The sequence below is a fragment of the Sphingomonas sp. genome, from assembly GCF_017304615.1.
In the GTDB taxonomy this organism is placed as follows: Bacteria; Pseudomonadota; Alphaproteobacteria; order Sphingomonadales; family Sphingomonadaceae; genus Sphingomonas.
This window is the reverse complement of record NZ_JAFKLZ010000003.1, coordinates 260,666-282,953: the sequence shown is the minus strand read 5'-3', so window position 1 is coordinate 282,953 and position 22,288 is coordinate 260,666. Positions and strand designations below refer to the sequence as shown.

Here is a 22,288-nt window from a genome sequence, read left to right as displayed (position 1 = left end):
CATGGCGTCATTCCTATACGTCCGTGTTGTTGTCTGAGTCAACGGGGATACTTGCGTGGGGCAGTGGGAGCGAGTCATGAGGCTGCGGTGTCTAGCCCGAGCTCCCACCTCAGCCTGACGTTCGCCGACAGCGTGACAGTCTTAATGGATGCGTGTGGTCTGCCAGTAAGCGCGCGGACGGCGTTCGATGCGCGGCTGCGGCAGTTGCAGCGCCATGGCGTACCTGTGAGGGACGACGCCACGAGCCGGATACGCTATGGCATCGCCGAACTCGCCGCGTTTGCGACGGCGACGAAGTTGATGGACGCGTTCATGGTCCCGGCCCTGGCGGCACGATACGTGGTCGAGCGCTGGCCCGAACTAGCGCCGTGCATGCTGGCTGGAGCGAAAAATGCGCTACCGGCGGGCTATCTGGCCCGACGGTCTATCCCCTCCGAGAGCTTTGCAGTGTTCGGATCGAACGCGCTTGCCCAGATGGGCAAGCGACATCGTCATGACGAACGCTATGTCGAACCACTCGGAACGGTGCGCGTGATCGACGAGAGGCGAGCCGCGGCTACGGCCGCTGCCGCAGGGGGCGCAGGGCTGGTGCTCGATAGCGCGATGTACATGCCAACGATCGTTCGCCAGTGGGCCGAGCGATTGTCAGCAACGGAAACCGAAGTGAGCGCAGAGCTCGATCGGCTCAGGTTCGTCGAGGAGTAGCGCGGGAGCGCGACAACCTTGTTTGCCAGACGAGGTCAATTGCAGCCCCCCGTTTTCGCACCATCTTACCTGCCGGCCCGCGTCGCAGCCGCCTCGATCCAGGCACTGATTCTGTTCCGACCGTCATCCGTCGCAAAATCGTGAGCCGAGCAATGCACTGACAGCGCCACGACGTGATTGTCCGGCGGCGCGGCAAACCACAGATCGGTTTCCGGCACAGCCGCGCTGTGATCGGCGTAACGAACCCACTTGCCGCCGCTCCACTCGGCAAAGAAAATGCCGTTTGCGGTCCGGTATAGCCCCATAGCTGTGAGCGGATCTGGCCCTTTCGCACACGTCCCATTGTTCATGTCGCGGACGCCATGAATATGCACGGTCAGCAGGCCATTTCCCTTCAACACACTTCGCGCGATTTCGTAGCGCACCCAGCGCCGGCTCCAAGTCTCCGTGCCCGCGAGCACACAGGTGACGGACGTGTTTTCAAGGCCCTTCCTGAGGAAGGTCTTCAGCGCCTGTTCGCCTTCGCGCTTCGACTTCTCGAACACGCTCGCGTCGAAGAAACCGCGGCTCTCCTCGTCCGCCGGTCTCACGACCCAGCTGTTACGAACATTCCATGCCCGCCTGCAGTCGGGCTGATAATGAAAGGAGAAGAAGGTCCGCCGCACGGTCAACGTATGCCTGTCCCTTTGACGTCATGATCGTCGCGCCCAAACATAACGACTCCCTTCACTTACGCGCCTTGATCGCGGCATCGACCCAGTCGTCGATATTGTCCTTGATATGATCATAGACATATTTGCTCGTCGAGTACGGCGTGTCGTGCACGACACCCACGATGGGGCCTCCGTCGACGGTCAGGCCGGCGAACGGATCACCACCGATCTTCGCCTGATTGCCCGCCGCATCTTTCAGCCCGTGAATGCGAATGCCCACGACGCCCTTACCATCTTTCCAAGCCTTCTTGATTTCGTATTTGACCCAGGGGCGCCCGGCGGTCTTCTCGCCAACCAGCACGACAAGACACTGCTTGTCCTTCATATGCTTCTCGATCCAGTCCTCGATCGCCTTGTCGCCCTTTTTTTCGATCTCCTCCCACTCGTTCGCGGCGAGCAGCGGCTGTTCCTCGATCGCGCCCATATTGCGCACCTGAGATACGCGCCAATTATCCGGCTTGTAGTGGAAACTCAGAAAGCATTTCTTGGCCATGTCTTCGATCCTATCGCCTTGTTGATGGTTGCTAACCTGTGGGTGCGCACGCGTTCAAAGCGGACGCGCTAGGAACGCCAATGTCGTTTTACGCCGCACCCGGTCGTCATCGCTGACCCGCCTTCAGCGTGCCAACCAACTCGACGATCGGCTTCACCAACGACTGCAAGTAATCGGTCGGCTCGGCCAGCTTCTTGATGGCAGCCGCACCCGCGTCACCGAGCAGCGCAACCACATCGTCGGGCGCGGCAAGTGTTTCGGCGGCGAGCGTTTCCGCCATCGAGCCCGTCGCTCCGACCGGGATCGTTACCGATCCTAACTCCTGCGCGATCTTGAACTCGGCACGCATCCCGTCGGCGGTCACCACCGACCCGCCGACATCCTTGTTGCCGAACAGGAAGATCGACACGCCAGACTGACCGATGATGCTGCGCCGATAAGCGTCCCACATCGCTTGCCGCTCGGCTTCAGGGATCGCCTGCGGAAAGGGCCGCGCCACGATCAAGTCTTCAATGTGCCCGAGCCTACGGCGGATGACCTCCTCGACCGCTCCGGTAAACAGGGCGTTGCCGACGCCCAAACCTAGCCCGGTCGCGATCCGTAGGCCTGCGGTCGCCAAAGCGGCGCCAAGCGATCGCATGAACTGTGTGACCTCCTCCTCACCCCAAGGTGAGAAATCGGCCGCGCTGGCGGATACGAATACCGTGCGGCGTCGGTATCGGCGTACGAGTTCTTCGAGGATCTCGGTGACCTCGTCATATTCGTCGACCAGGACAGCCTTGATATTTAGCGTTCGAGATCCTTGAGCACGAGTTCCTGGCGCACGCGAGCATGGGCGAAGGTCGCATCGTCATCGTCAGGCCCCCGCTTGCAGTTGCGGAAGATGGCGTAGTGGCGACGCTGATCCTGGCGGAATGTCAGCCTGATCCGCGATAGCACCTGTTCGAGGTTGGGATCGGTGAAGCTGAAGCCGAGGAACAAGAACGTTTTCGACACAAGATCACCGGCCAGCGCATTGATGAATGCGCCGCGCGTTGTCGAATAGCCTTCGTAGTCATCACGCGTTGCCACGGCCTGATTGGGGTGCTCGACATCGCCGTGCATCTTGTAGACGATGGCGTCGCGACGCGGGGCCGTGATGGCAAGCTGCGGCACCGTATATTTCACGTCGACGATCTTGCCGGCATCTCGAAGCGCTGTTTCGATCAGCTTGTCGTAATTCGTCGTCCACCACGTCGTGACCGGCAGTTGCGCGAGCAACCGATGATTGGCAGTCGGCGGCGCATCGCTCGAAAACGCTTCCACAACCGCCCGGTGCAACCGCGCGCGATTCATGCCGTTGGCGTTTACATGGAACTGCGCGATGGCCACCATGTCGGTTTCGCGCGCGATGTCGAGGTCGATCTCATTGGCAAGCGGGCGCAGCAGATCGCGCCAATCCACGAAACCGGCAGGTACAGACAGGCCGGCACCGGCAAAGATTCCGGCATCGCCGGTTTCAAGATCGCGGAAATAGTCGTCGATGAAGCGTATGACGTGCGGTTTCACAGATGTCCCCTTTCCGTCCGCAATAATGGCGCGACGTCATCGTTACCAGAATGACCGACGCCAATCCGGTTCAATATTAAACGCTTATCACGCTCCCGTGAGCCAAGCTCGGAGCGGTACCGCCTCATTGCGCTTTTCGTCCAGGACCATCCAGAGGTAGTCGGCCTTGCCTTCCATCTTGCCCCAGGCAATCCGACGATAGAGACCAAGATATTCCCAGTTCGCCCAGCCATCGCTCGAGTCCGAAGCCGGGAACAGCGCGATACGCTCTAGCCCTTTCTCGCCGTCCGCGATGCCCAGTTCCCATGGCACCCACTTACTCTCCTTGCTGTTGGGGCTGGCCAACAACACGAAGCGCTGCGTCTGCGCGATTCGTCGCTTGAGCAAGTTCGCAGTCTTCTCGCTTGTATAGGGCGGCATCGCCGGATCGATCTCGTCGACATAGACCGTGGCCCCATGGTTCTCGAGCACCTTAGTAGCGCCGATGACCAGATCCTCATCCTTGCTCGAATGCGACAAGAAGGTCGATCCGGCGAGACTACGCGATGCCATCGACTTTCGGAGGCTCGCTTGCTCGGAAATCGGCATGTTCGCCGCAAAACCGCGCAACTCTTCTCTGGTTACATACCTTGCCATCAAACATCCTTGTCCCTGGCTTGCTCGCCATCATAAGGCGCAAGATCGCCGAAATAGCATTTCAACATCGGGGTGCGTGCCTTCATTCTCCAAGCATTCTTCGCAGATTCGCGCGGATCATCCTGGCCATCTCGACTGGTGGAACATTCAAGAGCTCCGCCAACCCGAAAACCGCGTCGATGACGTTCACTGGCGCCGATGGGCGCTCGCCTTTCTTCGTGAAAGGGCCGTCGGTCTCAGTAAGCAACCGGTCGACCGGCAATGCCGCCACCAATGCCCGCCGTTTCTCGTCGGTCATCATCGCGGCGTTGACCGAGAAATAACATCCGAGCTCGGTCGCCCGGCGCGCCTCGGCCACCGTGCCGGTGAACCAGTGCAGGACCGGTGTGCCGGCCCCGCGCGGAAGATGCTCCTCGATCATGTCCAGCACCTGCCTCGCCGCCCGAACGCTATGGATGGTGAGAATCTTGTTCCCCGCGGCGGCGCACGCCAGCAGCACCCGCTCGAACACGCGCTGCTGAGCGTCGAAGGTTTTGTAGAAGCGCGGTCCCGCGTCCAGGCCGACCTCGCCGACATAACGAGTGGATGGTAGCAGCGCTTCCCACAACGCGATCTCCGATGCTCGCTCGCCGACCAACTGGGGGTGAAGTCCGAGCGCCGCGCGCACGTACTTGGTCTTCGACGTGACGGCGTGGTTGCGAGACCAAGCCTTCGGCGTCGTCGTCACAGTCAGCGTATAGACGCCCTCGCGTTCGCACGCGGCGACCGCCGCTTCGAAGTCGGGGTAGAGGTCGAGATGGCAATGGAAATCGACGAGGGCGGTGTCAGGCATGCCGCTTGTTAGCGCGGACCCGCCGTGACGCCAGCCAGCAATCGGCCGACCTCGGCCAACCCGCGGCCGTAGACGCCGGCGAGTGCGTCCACATTCGCCGCCACATCGCGCAAGCTACCGGACTTATGAATCAGGAGCGACGCGAGTTCCGGCCGCTTGGCGAGACGATCGATCGCGATCTGGAACGAGCGGACCTGTTGGCCTTCGGCCTGGCCGGTGTCGAGCTTGCGCGCGTTCAAGTCCAGCAAGCTGTAGGTGGTCTTGTCGCGGCCAAATAGCGACGCGCGGCGGATCAAGCAGGGCAGGCAATATCCGCAATGACCTTGCGGTAGACCCTGCCAGCGCGCCTTGGCCGGCGACGAGCAGGACAGCGAAGCGGCCGAGATCGAATCGAGCAGCGCCTGGTTGGCGCATCCGCCAACCATCTCGCCCTTGGTTTTGTCCCAATATGGATTGTGGAGTTTACCTGGCACGCCGATCGCGCCGAGCAATTCGTTCCACCGCGCGATGTGGAACGGATGCGTGGTGCGCGTGCTGAGCGCGCCGAGCCGGAGTGGATCGAGCGGCACGTTCAGCGCGATCAGGCCATTCTCGGGCACCTGCAGCGTGAACGGTTTGCCGAGCGCGGTGCCGGCACAGACGCCGAGCGCGAAGAACAGGAACGACCTCCCTCGCGTGGTGTGTTCGGCGGCGACACCGTCGACCAGGTTGCCGTCGAAGCTCATCCACACCCGAAGCCGTTCGAAGGGGTTGGCATTGTAAGCCTGTTTCAGCGCCTTGTAGCAATCGTCCTGCGACTTGCTCACCGCGCCTTCGGCGGCGTGGCTGACGAGCAGCGGCGTCTTGCTGTCTTCGAGGCGGTCGATCGCCCCGATGAGGCTGTCCAGACCGCCGGAGAACAGGCTGATGCCATCATAAGGGCTGTCGAGCAAAGCCGGTGGGAGCGGCAGCGCGATGTCTTGGAATGGTTTTGGCCGCGCCCTGAACCCAATCGTCCACCTGTCGCCGGTCAGGAAGTCGAGCGCGCGACGGACGATCTCGGCGGCGGCCGTCCAGCGCGCGGGGTCGCTGACGGGCACGACGAGCCTGATCTCGCGTGTCCAGCCGTCCTGGGATTCGGACGCACGCGACAGGCGGGTGTCGGCGGCGTGGACGTGGGCGGCCAGCACCATGAAATCGATGCCGATATCGCTCGGTACCAAACCGAGAGCCCGCAGATCGTTCAACGCGTGGCCGATCCCGTAACGGATCGTCTTGCCGGCCGCGAGTTGTAGGCTCGTTACGACCTCGTCCCTGGCTGACGGAACTCGCTGCCGATCTTCATCCCCGAACCGCCCTATGATCACATGCCGGTTCATCGTTCCGCCTCCGCCTCGCCGAGCGCTTCGAGAACCTCGAATGCGGATTGGTAGACGCCGCCGACGAAGTCGTTGACGCGATCCGGCGTCAGCGTACCGATGTCCGTTCCGATTGTCGCCAATGCGTCGCTCACGCCGCGCAGGATGAAGTCGTGCAGCTGCGCCTGCACCCGCTCGGCTGCCGCCGCGCTCGTCGGCAGAGTCACCATCTTCGTGCCGATGTCGTTGCAGATCCGGGCCTCGATCGTATGCGCGGCGTAGAGCTCGAACACCGTCTGCGTCTGCGCCGGCGTCAGCGTGTCGAGATCGTGGATACCGGCCGAGGCCAGTTCGGCGACGGTTTCGATGAACGCCTCGCGCGCGATGCCCTCGTCGATCGATCCGCCTTCCGGGCAGATATAGTCGGCGAGATCCGCGAAGACGCGCTCGATCGGCTGCCCGGCTAACGCGCCGAGATCGAGCGAGCGGAGCGCCTGCACGAGCCCGCCGCGGCGGACGTCGCCGAGGAAACCCGCGAGCCTGGCCGCCGACGCGCGGGACGATCCCATCTTGCGCGCGGCGTTTCCCGCTCCGCCCGAACTTCGCGAGACGTATTGCGATACCGCCCTGCCGAGGCTGCGTCGGTCCGACCCGCCGGAGCCGGTGAAGGACGAGAAGTTCCGGCGCGCGTCACTGAACCGTCGAGCGCCGCCCGGCGCCGCGGTCGGGGCCGGCCGAGCCGCCGGGGCGGCCGGGGTCTGAACCGGCGCCGGTGCCGGCGCGGTCGGAGCGGCTGGTGTGGACGCCGGCGTGGCCGGCGCGGCGCCGCCACCATCGACCCAGCTCGGGACGAGAGGCGTGCCCCCGCCGGCGCCGCCGAATGCGCTCGACGTTCCCATCAGCCGCCCCTCCGCGTGGGTGTGCGCAGCGCCGCCGTCGCCGTCGTCTTGAGACCGGACTTACCGTCCAACTGCGACCAAACCTTCACCAACGCGTCGAACCGCGTCTTCGCCTCGGTCGAGACGATCACGCCGGTCCAGCCCTGCGCCGGCCAGGGTCCGCAGCGCGCGGCGGGAAGCGCCTCCAGCATATCGACCAAGTTTCCTTGCAGGGTAGGATGCGCCCTGACCAGCACGCCCACGCCGTCGATCCCGGCCGGCGCGGTATCGAACGCATCGCTACCCATGATCCGCGACCGTAGTGCTTCGAAGACCTGCCCGGCCTCTGCGGGCGCGAGTTGTTTCAACTCGGGCTCGAGACCCTGGACGAGGATTTTCGGCCCCAACAGCTTGTCGACGACGGCAGTCAATCGGCCTAGCGCGGAGGTCGCGCCGAAATAGTCCTTCCGATCCTTGGCGACGAACAAGTAAGGCCGGAGATCGACGCCAGCTAGGCCGGGAGTCAGCTTCGCCCAATCTCGGATCGCCTCCGAGCCGCGCCATTCGATCACCTGCTCGCTGTCGGCCTTCGGCTTGTCGCGGGATGCCGGCTTGGGATCGACGACCCTGATCTTCGGACCGGCCTCGGCCACGGCGGACGGCGGCTCTTCCGGCGTCTTTTCCAGGGCCGCCAGATCCTCGCACTTGCCGTCGGGATCGCGGGCGGCGGCGCTTGCGATCTGGTCGAAGAACCGCGGGATGAAACGCTCGGCGAGCATCAGCTTGGCGAGCACCGGCAGCCCGATGTCCTTGCCGAACCCGCGCGTTCCCGCGATGTGCTGGCGCAGCAGCAGCGCGTTGAGGAACCGCTTGATCTGCCGTGGATTACCCTGCGTCCCGCTCGCCAGCAGCGGCCCGATCTGGTCGCTCAGCGTGATCGCGTTCTGCGCTGCACCGGCTTTATCGCCCAGCGCCTTCTTGACCGTCTCTGCATCCAGGCCCGCATTGGTCCACGGACGACGCAGCAGGTCGCGCGCCGCGTTGATCAGTTCCGTGAAACCTTCATCGTCCTCCCCGAGCTCGGTGCCGACCAACAGCAGGGTGACGTAGATGCGCGTTTCGGCCTCGCCCAAGGCCGGGATGCGGAACGGCACCTGGATGAGCTTCTCGAGGTAATTGCGCGCGTAATCGCGCGGCCCTGTCGTGTCCGGCAGATCGGGGAAGTGCTTGCGAACCGAATATTCGATCATCGCCTCGTCGGCCGCGACGACGAACGCGGTGTTGTCAGTGAACACGAACAGACGGATCGCCTCGAGCGTCTCGATGGCCGTGTCCGGCAGGCAGCGGTCCAGATCGTCGATCAGGACGACGAGCTGGTCGATCCCCGCCTTCTCCAGCAGGTCATCGAACGCCTTGCGGAATTCCTCGATTTCCTCGGGCACGTGTTTCGACTTCGCGGGCTTGAGCAGGCCTTCGACGCTGTCGATGACACCGTCGTAATTCTCCTTCGTCGCGAGTTTCATCGGGTCGCTCGCGAAGCCCTTCAAGGTAGAGACGATCGTGCCGATCTGATCGGGTGTCGGCAACCCTGTGACAGCGGTGACGGCGAGGCCGCCCGCGTGGCGCGCGACCTTCAACCAGTCGATCCGTTTGAAGACCTCCTTGACCGTCTCGCCGGCCTTGGCGAGCAGCGATCGGCTCTCGACGAGCGCGGTCACGATGCCCTCGATCAACGCGATCTTCGCGTCCTCGAACCCCTGGAACCGCCAGCCGTTGAACTTGATGCAGAGCGCGCGATCGTGGCTCACCATCCCGGCCTCGATCATTTCCAGGATGCTCGATTTGCCGGCGCCCCAGTCGCCGTGCACGCCGATCGTCACCGGACGACCGGGTCTCTCCCTCAGCAGGGCGATGATCGATTGAGCGATCGCCTCGTTGTTGAGGAGATCGATCTTGGTCTCGCTATCAGCTAGAAACATCCGCCCCCGTATCGTCGCTTTGCCTCCGACGTCTTCGCGCCAAACTAACCTGTTTACACCATGTTACATAGACGCGGCTTGGCGAGATTGCACCATCAGCGCCAAATCGGATGTATTCCGCGTGTCGAACGACGAAGATCGCGCGCATCATCTCTCAACGAACCGGCCGGTTACATCGTCGCCGAGATCGGGACGCGGCATCCTCGCGAGATGATCGTTGGAATCCACTCTTGCCCGGCAGATCGTTGCCTCAGGCCGACCTGCCCGCGTGCGTGGGAATTCGGCAAGGTCGCGCGACCGTCCGAAAGGATCTTTTTTGAGCCGGCCGTGGAAAAGGCGCTGGAGGGAGACGGTCAAGCGAACATTATCGGCGAAGACAGGCCGACGATCGTTTTCTTGAGTGGAAGGTTTTCAGATTTAGGGCGGGGGGCGCATTAAATGAATTCGCCTTCGTCGAATTCGGGCGCCTCCCGCAGTCCCGTCCTACCCCCGCCCCCGTATGAGTTCTTCCTCGTCCTGCCCGACGGCAGTTGCACCCCTGCAACGCCGAAATCGGTCAGGATCGTGCTGAAACAAGCGCGCGACGAAGCGCGCAAGCAGGCCCGGATCAGGCGACATGAGAAGGCGGTGGAGGTCCAGATGGCGATCGAGGATCGCGCCGCGGCGCGGCGGTTGATGCAGGAACTTGCCGAGCTTGATCGCGATCTCATCCGCTATGCCGCCCGATTCAAGGTACGGGTGCGGCCTGACAAGCCGAGCACGCATACGTCGCCGGTCGAGAAACGTGTCACGGCAACGCCGGTGAAGGAACAATCGCGGCGACCGGTTTCTATCACCACAGCGTCGTCGTGGGTCATCGACGACCACGGCATGCGCGGCATCATCTGGCAGCAGAGCTATCTCGGGCGCAAGTCGCCGGGCTTCTACCGCGGCGCCGCGCGCGACAACTGGGAATATGACGTGCGCGACGAGGCGGTGTTGCTCGACGCGAGCGGCGAGCCGATCATCATCACCAACATGGGCGATGACTGGGTGGAGGTCGGTGCCGGCTGGCAGGCGCTGGAGGATGCCAGCGTCCGGAAAAACGCCAAGATCCAGATCCGTGCGATCGCTCCGTTCGACGCCGATATGAGCATCGAGGAGATGGCCTTCGCGGTCCGGCATTTCTGCGAGACGGTCCTTGAGCCGCTCGGGCTGCCGTATTCCGCGGTCCTGCACAAACCGTCACCCGATGGCGACCAGCGCAATTTTCATCCGCACATCAGCTTCTCGCTACGGCCGATGCGGCGCGTCGCTATCTACGAATGGGAGATCGCCGACGAGGTTCGGGGCGAGCTCGACGGCAAGGACGGCGTGCAGCTGCTCAGACATCTTTGGGCGCACTCGATGACGGCAGCGGCCGAGCAGGCGCGCAGCAATCGCGCCTACACGGGTCTGGGCTACGGCGCGCGTGGCCTCAATCTCGAGGCAGGTGAACATCTCGGCGAAGCTCGGGCAGCTATGCTCAAGCGCGGCGAGTATGTCTGGGCGCACGAGCGCAACCGTATCAAGAGCGTGCGCAACGCCGCGCGCCGCGCGGTCCGCGATGCCGAAAAGAAGATCGAGGCATTGACCAAGGTCCGCGATGCCGCGCTGGCCGCAGTGGCGCGCTCGGCCAAGCGCAGCGTGCCAGCGCGAAGGTTGCTTGCGGCGCGACCGGTCCCTCTTAACGTCGAGAGACTCCTCGCACCTGCCGTGCCGCGCGACAGTTATCGCACGTCGCAGCGGCTGATCCTTGCAAACGTCGATGTTCGCGACAGGGCGGCTAACCGGATGGGGGTAAACGCGTCTGCGCTCTCAGCATCGGCCAAGCTGGTCGCCATCGCTGACCACCAAGCACGGGGGCACCTGGCTCCGTCTCGACTATCACCTCCGCCTGCGCCACTCTCGACGACACGCTCGCTCGATCCGGTCGTGGCGGCCACATCGAACTCGGAGCTTATTGCCGCCAAGCGCCTGTATGTCCCGTCCAGTCGTGTGGGGGCTGACGAGCCAATCCGACGTCTTGCGACACCTTCCGGCAGGGGGTCGCTGTCGCCAAAGGCGCTCGCCACGGCGGCGGACAACGTGCGTGTCGCAGAAACCCAAGTCCGCCTGGCGGTTTCGACGAGCATCCCGGTTGCACCGCGCCTCGCTCATTCGCAGACCCCCGGCTACCATGCGTTGCCTTCGCCAATGTCGCGCCTCACCGCATCAATACCGCTGGTCGTTTCCCAGGCTATCGCCGCGGTGCCGCAACTGGAGCGAGTCGGCGGCGCCATCATCACACCTGCCCGTCGGTCGCAAGCAGCGAAGGAAGACAAAGAATGGCCTCGCCTCGAACGTGCGCCGACCACGGCCGCGGCCGATCCATTCGGCGACCAGCTTGCGCGAATGCTCGACGCGCTGGCGGCCGCACACCGAGCGCGCGAGCGCGCCGCGGCGGATAAGGCGCGCGAGCGAAAGCGATTGCACAGGACCATCCTGCCGGCGGATCAAGCATGCGAAGGCATCCGCCCGACTGGCGGTCTCGCCAAGTCGCCTGCAAGTGCCCGGGGCGGTCGTCACGAGCGTCGCATCTTACCTCTGTCGATGACCGGCTGGTCCACGCGGAGAGCGCTTGAAACCCGGAGCTGGTACGAGGCCAACCCACGTTCCGTGCCATCCGAGCCGCGCGACGCGCCGCTCAACCCGGTTGATCGTCAGCGGCTCGACCGGATCCAGTCGCTCGATCTCTATGTCGCCGATTATGGCGGTGGCGTGCCGCTCGAGATCGACGGCGCCAAGGCCCATGCCTTGGGTCTGACCGACGGCTGGCTCGCCCGACCGGATATCCAGCGCGAGCTGGGCGGCATTCGCGGCTCACAGCAGCGAGCAATCGCGGCGCTGGCGGAGACGGCGATGAAGCGGCCGCTGGATTTCTCGCGTACTGGGTCGCGCTTCTGGCCAAGCGACCTTGAGACGGATTTGCTCAAACGTCTCGATCGTTGGGCCATGGACGACGGATTCAGACGCGACGTGTCCGTGATCGAGCAGCAGGTGCAGGCGTCACACGACGCCAATCGCCGGTCGCGGCCGACGCGGGACGCGGCGCGTCAAGACCGTCGCACCGAGTATTCCGAACCTGTCCCCGACGGGTTCGGTGGTCTGCGCGACACGCCGGCGCCGCTATTCAACGGCGAGTTGCCGGATGTGCGGATCGTCGCCTTCGATCGAGCGAGCGGCAAACCGACCGCCCAATTGCTCATGCTGCTGGACCTGGCCGCGCATCACCCGCGCGCGATCGAACTCGCCGCGGACGGCCGTTTGATGGCGAACGCCGGCGCTCCGGCGCTGATGGCACCGCTGCTGCACGGCTGGCGCGGTAACAACCGGGTCGCCGACCTGGTGACCGAGACGGTGAAACTCAGCCGCGAGCAGGGCAGGCCTACCTGGCCCGAGCCGATCGCCTCGTCGGTTCGAGACCACATCGCTCTTCGATCGCCGGCCAGCCGGGCGCCGATCGACTGGAGCACGGGACCGACGCGCTAAACAGGAGAAACGAATGATCCGGACCGGCTGCACCCGACCCCGCGGACCGGCCAGTTTGTGGCCGGCGCGGGAAAAGCGGCCCCGCAGGCGGGGTGGGCGGACGCGGCCAGGCCGCTCCGCAGAAGCAGAGGAGACAGGAACAGCAGAAGTGATCGGAAGGGAAGAGAGGAAAATGGAGACGCGGGTTCCCGCGCTCCTCGCTCTCGAACCTTTCGATTCGTGCGCACGCAGGTGCGCACGTCCTTCGGCAAAGGACTTTGCATGCGATCTTTCTACCCCAAACGTCCGAGCGACGATCATGCCACCGAGCATGTCGTCGCGTTCGACATCGAGACCGTCGTCGATGTCGAACCGGAGGACGGCAGCTTCCCACCGTGGCCACGGCACAAACCCGTGGCCGCATCATTCCTCCGTGCGGACTGGGCCAGCGGCGGGCATCACAGCTTCGCGCTGGAAACGCTGGTCTGCCGAGCGGGAGAAGAAGAGGACTTCTATGCAGCGGTCGATCGGCTGCTGCCCGATGGCGTGACCAGCGTCACATACAATGGCCGCGGGTTCGACCTTCCGGTCCTACAGATCGGTGCGCTCGCGGCGCAGCAGTTCGAACTCGCGGGGCTAGCGGCACACACGCATGCGCCGCGCTACGGCGCGCGGCACTGCGATCTCGCCGACCAGTTCAGCGGCTACGGCGGCACCCGCCGCGTGCCGCTGGCCGAACTGTGCGAGCGGCTTGGTATTCCGGTGAAGACTTCGGTCCACGGCTCGGACGTCGCGAGCCTGTGGCGTGCGGGCGACATCGATACGATCGTCCGCTATGTCGAGGAGGACGTGCTGGCCACCTACGTTCTGTGGCTGCACTGGGCGGCAGGGCGAGCAAGCGACGAACGCCTCATCGCTCGACCGCTCGCCGATCTCGCGACCTGGATCGAGACCACGCCGCATCTGGCTCACCTGATGCCGTTCGCTGTCTGCCGACCGTCGCTTTGGGCACGTCCGCGCGCGATTCATCTCGCCGTCAGCCACGCGCTCGCGGCAGCTGAGCGGCGCGTGCAAATCGCGGCCGACGAACGCGCTTTCGCTTGCGACCGTCCGATCTTCTGATCCGCTGACACGGCCGCCGCGCGGCCCACTCCAGACAACCTGGCGCGCTGTCGTCGCCGACTCCGGTCGGCGGCGCATTTCCGCGCGTCCATCGAAGGACCTGATCCATGACCAACGACATCTGCCGCTTCGTTACCCTTGCGGTCGCGAGCGTCACCGTTCCGGCCAGCCGCGCCGGCACCTGCCCGGCCGGCACGCACCTCGCCGCCATCGGGATGCTGATCGCCGAGCGTGGCCCCGACCACGAATGGCATTTTACGATCGAGACCGGCGCGATCGGCGCCGGCGACAGCGAGGATGTGCTGCTGCGCTGGGCGGCGACGGCGATGCCCGATACCGGCATCGTGATCGGCTGGCAGCTTGCCGATGCGGTCATCGCCCCGCTCCTCGACGCGGGGGCAAGCGGCGATCCCGAGCTCGGTCGCGTCTTCCTCGATCGGCTGACGAAGCTGACGACCGCGCTCAGCGTCGAACTCGCGGCACCGTATGGCGGCGCCGGAGCACCGCCGCTGGCGGAGATCCTTGGCGCTCGCGACATCGAGTGTGCCGCGATCGGCGATGCCGATGTCGAGAGTGCATGGGCGTTCGGCAACACGGCGTGGTTGCGCGACTACGTCAGCGCGCAGGTCATCGCCGCCTGGAAGCTGTGGCTCGCCGACGGCAACGGCACGACAGAGGCTGCAAGCGCGGCATTCGCGACGTGGCTGGCGAACCGTAGTTGATTTCCAAACCAAAGCACCGCCGGCCGATCCCGCCGACAGCAATGTTCAAGTTCTTAGGAGAAACCACCATGATCCACGAAGCAATCAAGCTGCCAAAGGCGACGCCGCTCGCCGCATTCGATGCGGTCGAGCCGCTCGGCATGGATATCACGCCGATCATTCATCCGTCGAATGGCGTCCATGCCGACGCCAGCCGTACATTCTGGTCCGCGACCGCGAACGCGCTCTACATCGTTCGCCGCAACGGCGAGGACATTTTTGGAGCTACACCCGATTTCGCCGGCAAGCTGGCGTCATGTCCCGACTTGGTCGAGCACGGAAGGCGGGGGCCGATCGGTTGCGAGGCGGACGCGCTCGCGGGGCTCCAGCTATGGCGGGCCGCCGATGCGGCTGCGGCCCGCGATCGTCCGACGGCACCGGTCGCGTTCCACGCGGTGGGATGGCTGCCGACCAACGTCCGCCGCGAAGTCTGGAACGAGACCGTGCTCGAATGGCTCGATCGGGCGATCGTCGCGAACGGCATGATCGCCGACTATGCGATCCACGCGCTTGCCGACGAGCGGGGCGGGTGGGTCAAGAAACCGCATGTGCACGCGGTCCTGACCGGTCGATTTTGGAAAGGATCGAGGATCGGGCAGCCGCAACCGGCTTGGCTGCAGAGCGTAAAGCAGCGCACGGTCGTGGAAGACTGTTGGATCCGGCTTACGATGTCGGGATAGTTGAACGGAGATCGGTGCGGGGCGACCACCTGCCAGCGGAAAACGTAACAATTCCAATGTGTCGCCCAATGGAAGTTATCAACTGGGCCTCAATTCTCTTTTCTTTAAACTTTCAAGAGGCCGGTCAGTAACAATCCACCGATCTCCCTAGCATTTTCCTCATGCAAGGCCCGATCGATGTTTTGTATGCCGAATACTGATCCAAGAATAAAACGTGAGCAATACAGCGCTTCCACGGCACCGAGGACAGCGAAATAGGTCAGCATTTTATCGACCGGTCGGAAAATTCCGGCTGCAACGCCTTCATCGATGATGGCGCTTTGCGCATCGACGAGCGGGCGGATCAGGCGGTTGGCAATTTCGCGGACCCGCTCCGGCGGGGTGTCGCGGGTCATCGCATTGAGCAGGCGGCTATAGTAAGGCGTGTGCAAGAAAGCTGTCGCCATCCCGGTCAAATGCCGCTTGAACTTTTCGTCCGGCGAGCAAGCCGTTCGAGCCAGCGCGTCTCCGCGCGACAGCGCCCATTGTACGTCACGCTCCAAGAGGGCGAGGAGCAGCCCTTCCTTGTTCCCGAAATGATAGCCGATCAGACCGGGGGGCAGCTTGGCCCGGCGCCCGATGTCGGCAAACGATACGTCCAGCGTGTCCCGCTCCCGCATCAGCGCGGCAGTCGCTTCCAGCAGCATCCGCGCGGCCTGCGGGTCGGCGTCTTTGGGTCGCCCGCGCCTCGAGCGGCTGGAACGGTCGGGAGCGTCGAGGTCTAGCGCGGCTTCAGTCATGCGCGCGGTTGTGGCGTGGCTGTCTAAGCCATGTCTAGAGGCGCAACACATTATTTGGCCGATTGACCAATAAATACTTGCAGATCGCATCAGAGAGGATAGGCTGGACGACAAAGAAAGTCGCTTGGGGAGGACATGGTATGCTGTGTCGTGTGATGATCGCTGGCGTTCTGCTGGCCGGCGTTTCCACCGCGACGATCGCGCGAGCGCAAACGGCGCCGCCCGGGCAAGTACCTTCGACAGCGAACGATTAGCCGGCCAGCGGGGAAGTCGTCGTCACCGCGCAGAAGCGTACCGAACGGTTGCAGGACGTGCCGGTGTCGGTGACCGTGCTGAGCAATTCGGCGCTGTCGGCTGCCAAGATTGAGACCGGCACGGAAATCGCCCGCCAGACGCCGAACCTGCGCGTGTCCAACCTGGGCGATGAGTCGCAACCCAAATTCTCGTTGCGCGGGATTTCGACGCCGGAATTCAACCTCAACGCGATCTCGCCGACCGGCGTGTTCGCTGACGAAGTCTACATCGGCGCATCGTACCTCGGTGGCGCGCAGCTGTACCGACGCTGAGCGGACCGAAACCATTGCCGCAGATGATGAGCATCAGGACAAACAGTCCCGCCATCCGGCCCCGCAGGGCGGGCGGCGAAACCAGCTGAACCATTGCCGCCGCGTAGCCATTGAACGAGAAGGCGAAAAAATGGGTCAGGGTGATCAGCGCGAGGAACACGTAGGGACTGGACACCAGGAACGCGGCGATCCCGCAGGGCGCGCCGATGATCAGGCAGGTCATGAACACACGCAGATGCGCGTCCTTGACCCCCCGCGCGAACAGGCGGTCCACCAGCCGCAGGTCGCGTGGCTACAGAGCGCCAAGCAACGCGGCATTGCCGCCGAATGCCGGGCTTGGCTTACGACGTCCGGCGGATAATCGCGATAAGCAGCGCTTTGATCCGACCCCGGCGCGACGGTTGGGGCACAGGGATGCGGGGGATCGACGCGATAATTCCAGAACTGATTTACCTTATCATACGCAATCTTCATCTTGCGGTGCGTGGGCTAGCTATACCTTACTGAGGCAGTCGCTCACAGGTCTTACAGCACATCGTTAATTTGCGCTGTCGCCTTCATTACCGACAATGCGGCCTTCGGAACCGCCTCGTCTGTGAGACGCTCGGAAGGAACGATTAAGGCCAAAGCACCTAAAGGGGGGGCATTTTCATTGCCGATAGGGCATGCGATGCTATTAATGCCACGAGTCCATCCGCTTCGGCTGAAAGCGAATCCTCGGTCGCGGATTGCGGCAAATTCGTCGAGCAGCGCCATCAAATCCAGATCGTGTGCCTCCGGTACATTTTTTATTATCCGTTCGAGCAATATCCTACGATCAGGGTGATATGCAAGAACGACTTTCCCAGCAGCGGTGAACGAAGCCGGCACACGCCATCCTTCCCGCAAGGATCCGCGTAGCGGATTTATCGTCAGCACCCGCTCGATATATACGACCCTCAGGCATAGGGCTGAGACGAAGCCGGTAGAGGCGCTGTACGACCGTCTCGCGCGCGCATGCCGGAAGGCGCAAAGCTGATGTCGTCCTACGATATTTCTTACAGCGCAGTTGCCACTCAGCGACTACGGGCTCGAACCAGCCAATTTGCCGCCAAGCCGGCCCCGGCAAACGCGAACATGGCCGTTGCCACTTGCGGGCTTCTCTCGGACATTATGGCGCCGGAAACGAGCAGACCCGCGACCAGGACGTCCGACACGGGGCGCCGCCGGCTGCTAGCCGAGCTTGGGAGATCCATCGATACCTGGACTGGTATCGCTCCAGACCGGGCTATCTTCTCAACCAGGTCCAGCAATTCGGGAGAAGCGGCTGCCAATCGTCCGAGACCTGCCGCAAGCCTGCGCCCGCTTCTGCCGAGTTCGGCCGGGCTCAACCTTTCACGAGCGAGTTCGCGAGCGATCGGCATCGCTCTGGCGGCAATGTCGAACTGAGGATCGAGACTGCGCACGAAGCCTTCCGCCGTGAGCAGGGTGCGGAGGAGGAGCGCCAGGTCTGGCGGCAAAGCAAGCCGGTATTGCCGCAACAGGGCGAAGACCCGGCTGAAAATGTCGGACAAGTCGATCTGTTCAAGCACCGCACCCCGGAACTGACCGATCAGGGCCTCTAGCTCACGCTCCAACGCGCCCGCATCGACGGAATAATCCCCGGACCAGCGCAGGAGAAGGCGTGCCACGGCTCGCGGATCGTCACCGGCAATCGCCAGGACCAAGGCGACGAGTTCCGATCGGCGAGCGGGTGTCAGCGTGCCGATTGCGCCGAAATCGATGAATGCGATCAGGTCGTCCTTCAGCACGAAAACGTTGCCGGGATGGGGGTCGGCATGAAACCGGCCGTTGAAGATAATCATCCGCAGCACCGCGTCGGCGTACTGGCGCGCCACCGCCGATGCCTGATCTTGCTCCATTTCATTGACAAGGCTCCGCACTGAGCCACCCTGCAGCCGTTCCTGCACATTCACGCGGCGACCGACATGACTCCAGAAGAACCGGGGCGTCCGCACACCCAACGCGCCAAGAAACGATCCCATGTCTTCGCACGCCGCCGCTTCCGCACTCAAGTCCAACTCCTGCGACAGACTTTCGGCGAAGAAGCGCAGCAAGTCGTCGATCTTAAGGCGACCCAGTTCGGGCGAGCTCCGTTCGGCCAATCGAGCGAGGCGGCGCAGCAGCCGTAGATCTGCGTCAATTCGGGCGGCGATCCCAGGGCGTCGGATCTTGACGACCACCTCGGTGCCGTCCGGCAGCGTCGCCGCATGAACCTGCGCGATGGACGCCGCAGCCAACGGTTCGCGGTCGAAACGCGCAAAAACGTCGTCGATTGGTGAACCGAGCGCCACGACCAGCTCCGGCTCGATCTGATCGAACGGCAGCGGCGCCGCCTGGTCCTGCAGGGTTGAAAGGGCCGCGACCCATTCCGGGCCGAGCAGATCTCCCCGCGTTGCCAGCAGCTGACCGAGCTTCACTGCGACCGGCCCCAGATCGCGGAGCAAGGCGACTACGCGCGTGGGCGCGTCGGGCGCCACGGGCGCGCCGACACGACCGGGTTCCAGTCCTATCCGAACGGCCAGGCCAACGAGCCCATGGCGAGCGAAGATGCGGGCGAGTTCGGCCAGCCTCGCCCGCTCGCCTAGCGGGATATCGTCGATCACGCGGCTCACCCGCCACTCGCCTCGCGAGCCCCCGGAGGCAGGCAGCCGCCGACGAACAGCCCGATCCCCCGGCGGATGCGGTCTCGTGCGCTGGCGTCGTAGCCGGCAGGTGCGAGTCCGAGCGCCGACCGGCGCATGGGTGCGACGACCACCAGATTGACGAACTGCTCGGCCGCGAACACCGGATCGGCCAGTGCGAGTTCTCCCTTTGCAGTGGCGTGCGCGAGGATGCTACCTACCCACTGGACGGCCCGTTGGAAGCCGAATTCGTGGATGTTGGCCGCAAGCGCCGGAAACCGGACTGCTTGGGCAGTCACGACACGCTCCATCGACACGATCCGCGGCGTCAACAGCCACTCCAGCAGAACGTCTGCGATTGACTGCAGCCGAGCGACCACGTCGAGACTGCTGTCGACGGCGGGCTCCAGCGCCCTTAGCTGCGTGTCGATCTCATCCAGGATGACGGCTTCGAACACCCGCGCCTTGCTGCCGAACCTCGCGTAGAGCGTACGCTTCGAGATGCGCGCGCGCGCGGCGATCATGTCGGCGCTTGCCTCGTCGAAGCCGTGTTCGAAGAAGACGTCCCGGGCGCATTTCAGAATATGACCTGTGAGCCGGACCGCATCGGCGGCGGTCGGCCTTCCGGTTCGCCGCGCGCGCGCCAACCCTATCCTCTCCGCCTGGCCCGCCAACCTCGCCTCCTCTAACTACCATAGCGCCAGGTCTATCGTTGACGATAGAAGAGTCGCACGATACGCTATTAATCGGAAATCCGCATCCGCCGAGGCGGTCACAAGCTGAAGATCCCAAGATCTACGCGCTGACGATAGTTGGCCGTGCTCAAAGCCGCTCAGAGGGGAATTATGAATCCACTGGTGTTTGGCGTGGTGGCCGGAATGGTCTTCGGAGCGATCGACGTGGCCCTCATGCTGCCCTTGGCATTCGCCGACAAGCGGGCCGCGCTAACCGGGGCCTTCGTAAGCAGATTTGCGATCGGCTTCCTCATCCCGTTGGTCAAGATGCCGCTGCCGACCTGGGCGGTCGGGGCAATCGTCGGAACCCTCGTAAGTCTGCCGGACGCCGTGATTACCAAGGCTTTCGTGCCCGTGCTTGGCACCGGCCTGATCGGCGGCTTGCTCATCGGTTGGGCTGCTGGACGCTGGGCCGGGTGATCGGACCGACGCGGGGACGATAATCGGGTAGGCGGGGTGACCCGAGCCTGACACCACCGCGATCGATGTCCTCCGCCTTCTCCCGCAGATTCCGCGCCGTCGAGCGGAACGAGCGAATGCGGTCGGTGATGGCGCGACGCCGATCATCGAACGCCCGGATCTTCGGCCGTGTCGCAGCAACATTGTCGCCGAACTTCTCAATGCCGCGCCGGGCGCCAACCAACCGGTCGTTCACCCCCGCGACCCCCTTCTCCCGCCCGGACGCAAGTCGTTTTCGCAAGCGCTCCGCGCCCAGACCGACACCAGCAGCCGCTTCGCCAAAACGCGCGACGCGTCCGTCCACGCCTGTCAGGCGATCAGTTACGCGCGCGGCTCGCCTCGGCCAATCGGCGGAACTGTCCGCGAGCGCCGCCAATCGGCGGCTCAGCCGTTCCTGCCCCTTCGGGTCGAGATTGCGCGACACGTCGTCCACCGTCCGGCTGATCTTGGCGACGAGTGCCATCGGGTCGCCGCCCGATCCGAGCAAACCTCCTTTCTTAGAGGGGATTTCAGGTAAGTCCTGGCCAGCGGCCTGGACGATCGGCGGGGCGCCCTTCGTTGCGCCGTCGAGAGTCACGGTCGCGTCGCCGCTGAAAAACGAGCGCGAGATCGACGCCCTGACGCCTTGCAGGACCGGAATGTTCCGGTCGAGGCGGACCGTCACGAGCACCATTGACGGCTCCCGCGCGTCTAGGCGGATCGACGTCACCGACCCGGCGGGCACTCCGGAATAGGTTACGGAGGATCCCTTCTTTATGCCAGCGACGCTCTGGTCGAACCGGATCAGGTAATCTCGTCCGTCGGGATTGCGGGCAGAGACGATCCAGAGCGTGAAGACCACCAGCGTGAACAGTAATACGCCCACCACGGCAAACACGAGCAGTCGGTTCGAGCTAGTCTCCATGGACTGGTTCGAACTACCGTGCGGATACAAATATGTAAACCGATTAGTTGCGTTTTCGATGGCTGATGTTGACCGAGTGTTCGTTCCGATGGAATGTGTCTGCTTCGCACTGGCAGGAGAATGCATTGGTCCCCGAAAACGCAATGCCCGCCATCCCCTGGAGCAAAGAGCTCGGCCTGGAGACCCTTTCCCTCGGTGACGGCCTCTGCTCGATGCGGCTCTCGTGCCGCCCGGACCTCACGGACGGCGGCGGCGCGATCGCCGCTGGCGTCGTTGCGAGCCTGATCGATCATGCCTGCGGTGGAGCGATCATGTCGCGATCACAAGGCCTGTCGATCTCCACCCTGAATCTGAAGATCGACCACGTGAGAGCTCCGTTCGCGACCTGCGCCGTGACGGCCTGGGCCCATTGCTACAAAGTGTCGGAGACGATGGCGTTCGTCCGGGCCGAGGCGTGGGACCGTGGGCCCGCAGACATTTTCGCCGCGGCGCAGGGGGTTTTCGCAATGAACAGGCCGGTTGCGAGATGACGCTGGACCCGCACAGCGCCGCCTGCATGACGACGTCGGGCTTCTCGGCCAAGCTCGGCGCGATGATCGACGTTGCCGAAGCGGGTGCGGCGTGGACACTATCCCCAACGCCAGAACTGATCGGCAACCCAATCGTCCCGGCGCTCCACGGCGGTGCCGTCACAGCCTTCCTTGAGCTCGCGAGCGGGATCGAGCTCGCTCGACGCCTCGAACGTGACGACCTTCCACGCCTGATTAGCGCGAACGTCCAATTTCTCGCGTCGATGCGCCTGGAGCGACTGATCGCCTTTCCGCGAGTTGTCAGGGTCGGGCGTCGCGTGGCGGTGGTCCATATCCAGGCCTCGCAGGGCCACCCCGCGACCGTCGTCTGCGCCGCACAGTTCGAATTCTTTGTCGCGCCGACATGACAGAGGACGGCGCCGCACACCGCCGCGCGGCACT

The 22,288-nt window shown here is 63.9% G+C and carries 25 protein-coding genes; 9 read left to right on the top strand and 16 right to left on the bottom strand.

Going from position 1 to position 22,288, the window contains the following annotated elements; genetic code table 11:
- Positions 1-87: 87 nt before the first annotated feature.
- Positions 88-705 carry a hypothetical protein gene (locus J0J06_RS13995; protein ID WP_294043060.1) on the top strand — a complete coding sequence of 206 codons (618 nt, stop codon included), beginning with the start codon at positions 88-90 and terminating at the stop codon, positions 703-705.
- A 65-nt stretch (positions 706-770) separates the two neighbouring features.
- Here J0J06_RS13995 and J0J06_RS13990 read toward each other — a convergent pair whose 3' ends face one another.
- The 9 genes from J0J06_RS13990 to qatA all read right to left on the bottom strand — a co-directional run bounded on the left by J0J06_RS13990 (position 771) and on the right by qatA (position 9,121).
- Positions 771-1,370 (bottom strand): TIR domain-containing protein, encoded by a 600-nt coding sequence (locus tag J0J06_RS13990; protein ID WP_294043058.1) that lies wholly within the window; start codon positions 1,368-1,370, stop codon positions 771-773.
- Positions 1,371-1,431: 61 nt separating this feature from the next.
- Positions 1,432-1,911, bottom strand: coding sequence for a TIR domain-containing protein (locus J0J06_RS13985; protein ID WP_294043056.1), 480 nt, complete (start codon positions 1,909-1,911; stop codon positions 1,432-1,434).
- A gap of 106 nt (positions 1,912-2,017) precedes the next feature.
- The gene (locus J0J06_RS13980) at positions 2,018-2,695 is read right to left on the bottom strand and encodes a hypothetical protein (RefSeq protein ID WP_294043385.1); all 678 of its coding nucleotides are present in this window, start codon (positions 2,693-2,695) and stop codon (positions 2,018-2,020) included.
- A 2-nt stretch (positions 2,696-2,697) separates the two neighbouring features.
- Positions 2,698-3,459, bottom strand: a complete 762-nt coding sequence (locus tag J0J06_RS13975; RefSeq protein WP_294043054.1) for an SIR2 family protein — start codon at positions 3,457-3,459, stop codon at positions 2,698-2,700.
- A gap of 87 nt (positions 3,460-3,546) precedes the next feature.
- Positions 3,547-4,095, bottom strand: coding sequence for a toll/interleukin-1 receptor domain-containing protein (locus tag J0J06_RS13970; protein WP_294043052.1), 549 nt, complete (start codon positions 4,093-4,095; stop codon positions 3,547-3,549).
- 82 nt (positions 4,096-4,177) lie between these two features.
- Positions 4,178-4,927, bottom strand: a complete 750-nt coding sequence (qatD, locus tag J0J06_RS13965; RefSeq protein WP_294043050.1) for a Qat anti-phage system TatD family nuclease QatD — start codon at positions 4,925-4,927, stop codon at positions 4,178-4,180.
- A gap of 8 nt (positions 4,928-4,935) precedes the next feature.
- Positions 4,936-6,285, bottom strand: a complete 1,350-nt coding sequence (gene qatC, locus J0J06_RS13960; RefSeq protein ID WP_294043048.1) for a Qat anti-phage system QueC-like protein QatC — start codon at positions 6,283-6,285, stop codon at positions 4,936-4,938.
- A complete protein-coding gene (gene qatB, locus J0J06_RS13955; RefSeq protein WP_294043046.1) occupies positions 6,282-7,163 on the bottom strand; it encodes a Qat anti-phage system associated protein QatB in 882 nt (293 codons plus the stop codon). The genes qatC and qatB overlap by 4 nt, the downstream gene beginning before the upstream one ends.
- Positions 7,163-9,121, bottom strand: a complete 1,959-nt coding sequence (qatA, locus tag J0J06_RS13950; protein ID WP_294043044.1) for a Qat anti-phage system ATPase QatA — start codon at positions 9,119-9,121, stop codon at positions 7,163-7,165. The genes qatB and qatA overlap by 1 nt, the downstream gene beginning before the upstream one ends.
- A gap of 564 nt (positions 9,122-9,685) precedes the next feature.
- Here qatA and J0J06_RS13945 point away from each other — a divergent pair.
- The 4 genes from J0J06_RS13945 to J0J06_RS13930 all read left to right on the top strand — a co-directional run bounded on the left by J0J06_RS13945 (position 9,686) and on the right by J0J06_RS13930 (position 15,212).
- Positions 9,686-12,670, top strand: coding sequence for a hypothetical protein (locus J0J06_RS13945; RefSeq protein ID WP_294043042.1), 2,985 nt, complete (start codon positions 9,686-9,688; stop codon positions 12,668-12,670).
- Between the two features lie 261 nt (positions 12,671-12,931).
- A complete protein-coding gene (locus tag J0J06_RS13940; protein WP_294043040.1) occupies positions 12,932-13,771 on the top strand; it encodes a ribonuclease H-like domain-containing protein in 840 nt (279 codons plus the stop codon).
- A gap of 107 nt (positions 13,772-13,878) precedes the next feature.
- Positions 13,879-14,493 carry a hypothetical protein gene (locus tag J0J06_RS13935; protein ID WP_294043038.1) on the top strand — a complete coding sequence of 205 codons (615 nt, stop codon included), beginning with the start codon at positions 13,879-13,881 and terminating at the stop codon, positions 14,491-14,493.
- A gap of 68 nt (positions 14,494-14,561) precedes the next feature.
- Entirely contained in the window at positions 14,562-15,212 is a 651-nt protein-coding gene (locus J0J06_RS13930; RefSeq protein ID WP_294043036.1) for a MobA/MobL family protein, read from the top strand.
- A gap of 104 nt (positions 15,213-15,316) precedes the next feature.
- Here J0J06_RS13930 and J0J06_RS13925 read toward each other — a convergent pair whose 3' ends face one another.
- Positions 15,317-15,991, bottom strand: coding sequence for a TetR family transcriptional regulator (locus tag J0J06_RS13925; protein WP_294043034.1), 675 nt, complete (start codon positions 15,989-15,991; stop codon positions 15,317-15,319).
- A gap of 250 nt (positions 15,992-16,241) precedes the next feature.
- Positions 16,242-16,367, bottom strand: a complete 126-nt coding sequence (locus tag J0J06_RS13920) for a hypothetical protein (RefSeq protein WP_294043404.1) — start codon at positions 16,365-16,367, stop codon at positions 16,242-16,244.
- On the opposite strand from J0J06_RS13920, the gene J0J06_RS13915 reads away from it, so the two are divergent.
- The gene (locus J0J06_RS13915) at positions 16,309-16,557 is read left to right on the top strand and encodes a TonB-dependent receptor plug domain-containing protein (RefSeq protein WP_366931226.1); all 249 of its coding nucleotides are present in this window, start codon (positions 16,309-16,311) and stop codon (positions 16,555-16,557) included. The genes J0J06_RS13920 and J0J06_RS13915 overlap by 59 nt on opposite strands.
- On the opposite strand, the gene J0J06_RS13910 is transcribed toward J0J06_RS13915, so the two are convergent.
- From J0J06_RS13910 to J0J06_RS13895, 4 genes are all read right to left on the bottom strand, one after another.
- Positions 16,469-16,831 (bottom strand): hypothetical protein, encoded by a 363-nt coding sequence (locus tag J0J06_RS13910; protein ID WP_294043402.1) that lies wholly within the window; start codon positions 16,829-16,831, stop codon positions 16,469-16,471. The genes J0J06_RS13915 and J0J06_RS13910 overlap by 89 nt on opposite strands.
- Positions 16,832-17,082: 251 nt before the next feature.
- Positions 17,083-17,475: an IclR family transcriptional regulator C-terminal domain-containing protein gene (locus J0J06_RS13905; protein ID WP_294043032.1), complete on the bottom strand. Its 393-nt coding sequence runs from the start codon at positions 17,473-17,475 to the stop codon at positions 17,083-17,085.
- A 137-nt stretch (positions 17,476-17,612) separates the two neighbouring features.
- Positions 17,613-19,202 carry an AarF/UbiB family protein gene (locus J0J06_RS13900; RefSeq protein WP_294043030.1) on the bottom strand — a complete coding sequence of 530 codons (1,590 nt, stop codon included), beginning with the start codon at positions 19,200-19,202 and terminating at the stop codon, positions 17,613-17,615.
- 5 nt (positions 19,203-19,207) lie between these two features.
- Complete coding sequence (locus J0J06_RS13895) at positions 19,208-19,894, bottom strand: TetR/AcrR family transcriptional regulator (protein WP_294043028.1); 687 nt, start codon at positions 19,892-19,894, stop codon at positions 19,208-19,210.
- A gap of 171 nt (positions 19,895-20,065) precedes the next feature.
- Here J0J06_RS13895 and J0J06_RS13890 point away from each other — a divergent pair, with 171 nt between their 5' ends.
- The gene (locus J0J06_RS13890; RefSeq protein WP_294043026.1) at positions 20,066-20,374 is read left to right on the top strand and encodes a hypothetical protein; all 309 of its coding nucleotides are present in this window, start codon (positions 20,066-20,068) and stop codon (positions 20,372-20,374) included.
- Here J0J06_RS13890 and J0J06_RS13885 read toward each other — a convergent pair.
- Complete coding sequence (locus J0J06_RS13885; protein ID WP_294043024.1) at positions 20,340-21,443, bottom strand: MlaD family protein; 1,104 nt, start codon at positions 21,441-21,443, stop codon at positions 20,340-20,342. The two genes, J0J06_RS13890 and J0J06_RS13885, sit on opposite strands and share 35 nt — an antisense overlap.
- On the opposite strand from J0J06_RS13885, the gene J0J06_RS13880 reads away from it, so the two are divergent.
- Together J0J06_RS13880 and J0J06_RS13875 are read left to right on the top strand one after the other, a co-directional pair.
- Positions 21,443-21,847, top strand: a complete 405-nt coding sequence (locus J0J06_RS13880) for a PaaI family thioesterase (RefSeq protein ID WP_294043022.1) — start codon at positions 21,443-21,445, stop codon at positions 21,845-21,847. The genes J0J06_RS13885 and J0J06_RS13880 overlap by 1 nt on opposite strands.
- Positions 21,844-22,254, top strand: coding sequence for a hotdog domain-containing protein (locus J0J06_RS13875; RefSeq protein WP_294043020.1), 411 nt, complete (start codon positions 21,844-21,846; stop codon positions 22,252-22,254). The genes J0J06_RS13880 and J0J06_RS13875 overlap by 4 nt, the downstream gene beginning before the upstream one ends.
- Positions 22,255-22,288 lie beyond the last annotated feature (34 nt).

Coding starts and splice junctions, on each gene's coding strand:
- qatA (WP_294043044.1), bottom strand. CDS start 9,121: ATGTTTCTAGCTGATAGCGAGACCAAGATCGATCTCCTCAACAACGAG.
- J0J06_RS13935 (WP_294043038.1), top strand. CDS start 13,879: ATGACCAACGACATCTGCCGCTTCGTTACCCTTGCGGTCGCGAGCGTC.
- J0J06_RS13940 (WP_294043040.1), top strand. CDS start 12,932: ATGCGATCTTTCTACCCCAAACGTCCGAGCGACGATCATGCCACCGAG.
- J0J06_RS13985 (WP_294043056.1), bottom strand. CDS start 1,911: ATGGCCAAGAAATGCTTTCTGAGTTTCCACTACAAGCCGGATAATTGG.
- qatB (WP_294043046.1), bottom strand. CDS start 7,163: ATGGGAACGTCGAGCGCATTCGGCGGCGCCGGCGGGGGCACGCCTCTC.
- J0J06_RS13970 (WP_294043052.1), bottom strand. CDS start 4,095: ATGGCAAGGTATGTAACCAGAGAAGAGTTGCGCGGTTTTGCGGCGAAC.
- qatC (WP_294043048.1), bottom strand. CDS start 6,285: ATGAACCGGCATGTGATCATAGGGCGGTTCGGGGATGAAGATCGGCAG.
- J0J06_RS13875 (WP_294043020.1), top strand. CDS start 21,844: ATGACGCTGGACCCGCACAGCGCCGCCTGCATGACGACGTCGGGCTTC.
- qatD (WP_294043050.1), bottom strand. CDS start 4,927: ATGCCTGACACCGCCCTCGTCGATTTCCATTGCCATCTCGACCTCTAC.
- J0J06_RS13930 (WP_294043036.1), top strand. CDS start 14,562: ATGATCCACGAAGCAATCAAGCTGCCAAAGGCGACGCCGCTCGCCGCA.
- J0J06_RS13885 (WP_294043024.1), bottom strand. CDS start 21,443: ATGCATTCTCCTGCCAGTGCGAAGCAGACACATTCCATCGGAACGAAC.
- J0J06_RS13925 (WP_294043034.1), bottom strand. CDS start 15,991: ATGACTGAAGCCGCGCTAGACCTCGACGCTCCCGACCGTTCCAGCCGC.
- J0J06_RS13890 (WP_294043026.1), top strand. CDS start 20,066: ATGAATCCACTGGTGTTTGGCGTGGTGGCCGGAATGGTCTTCGGAGCG.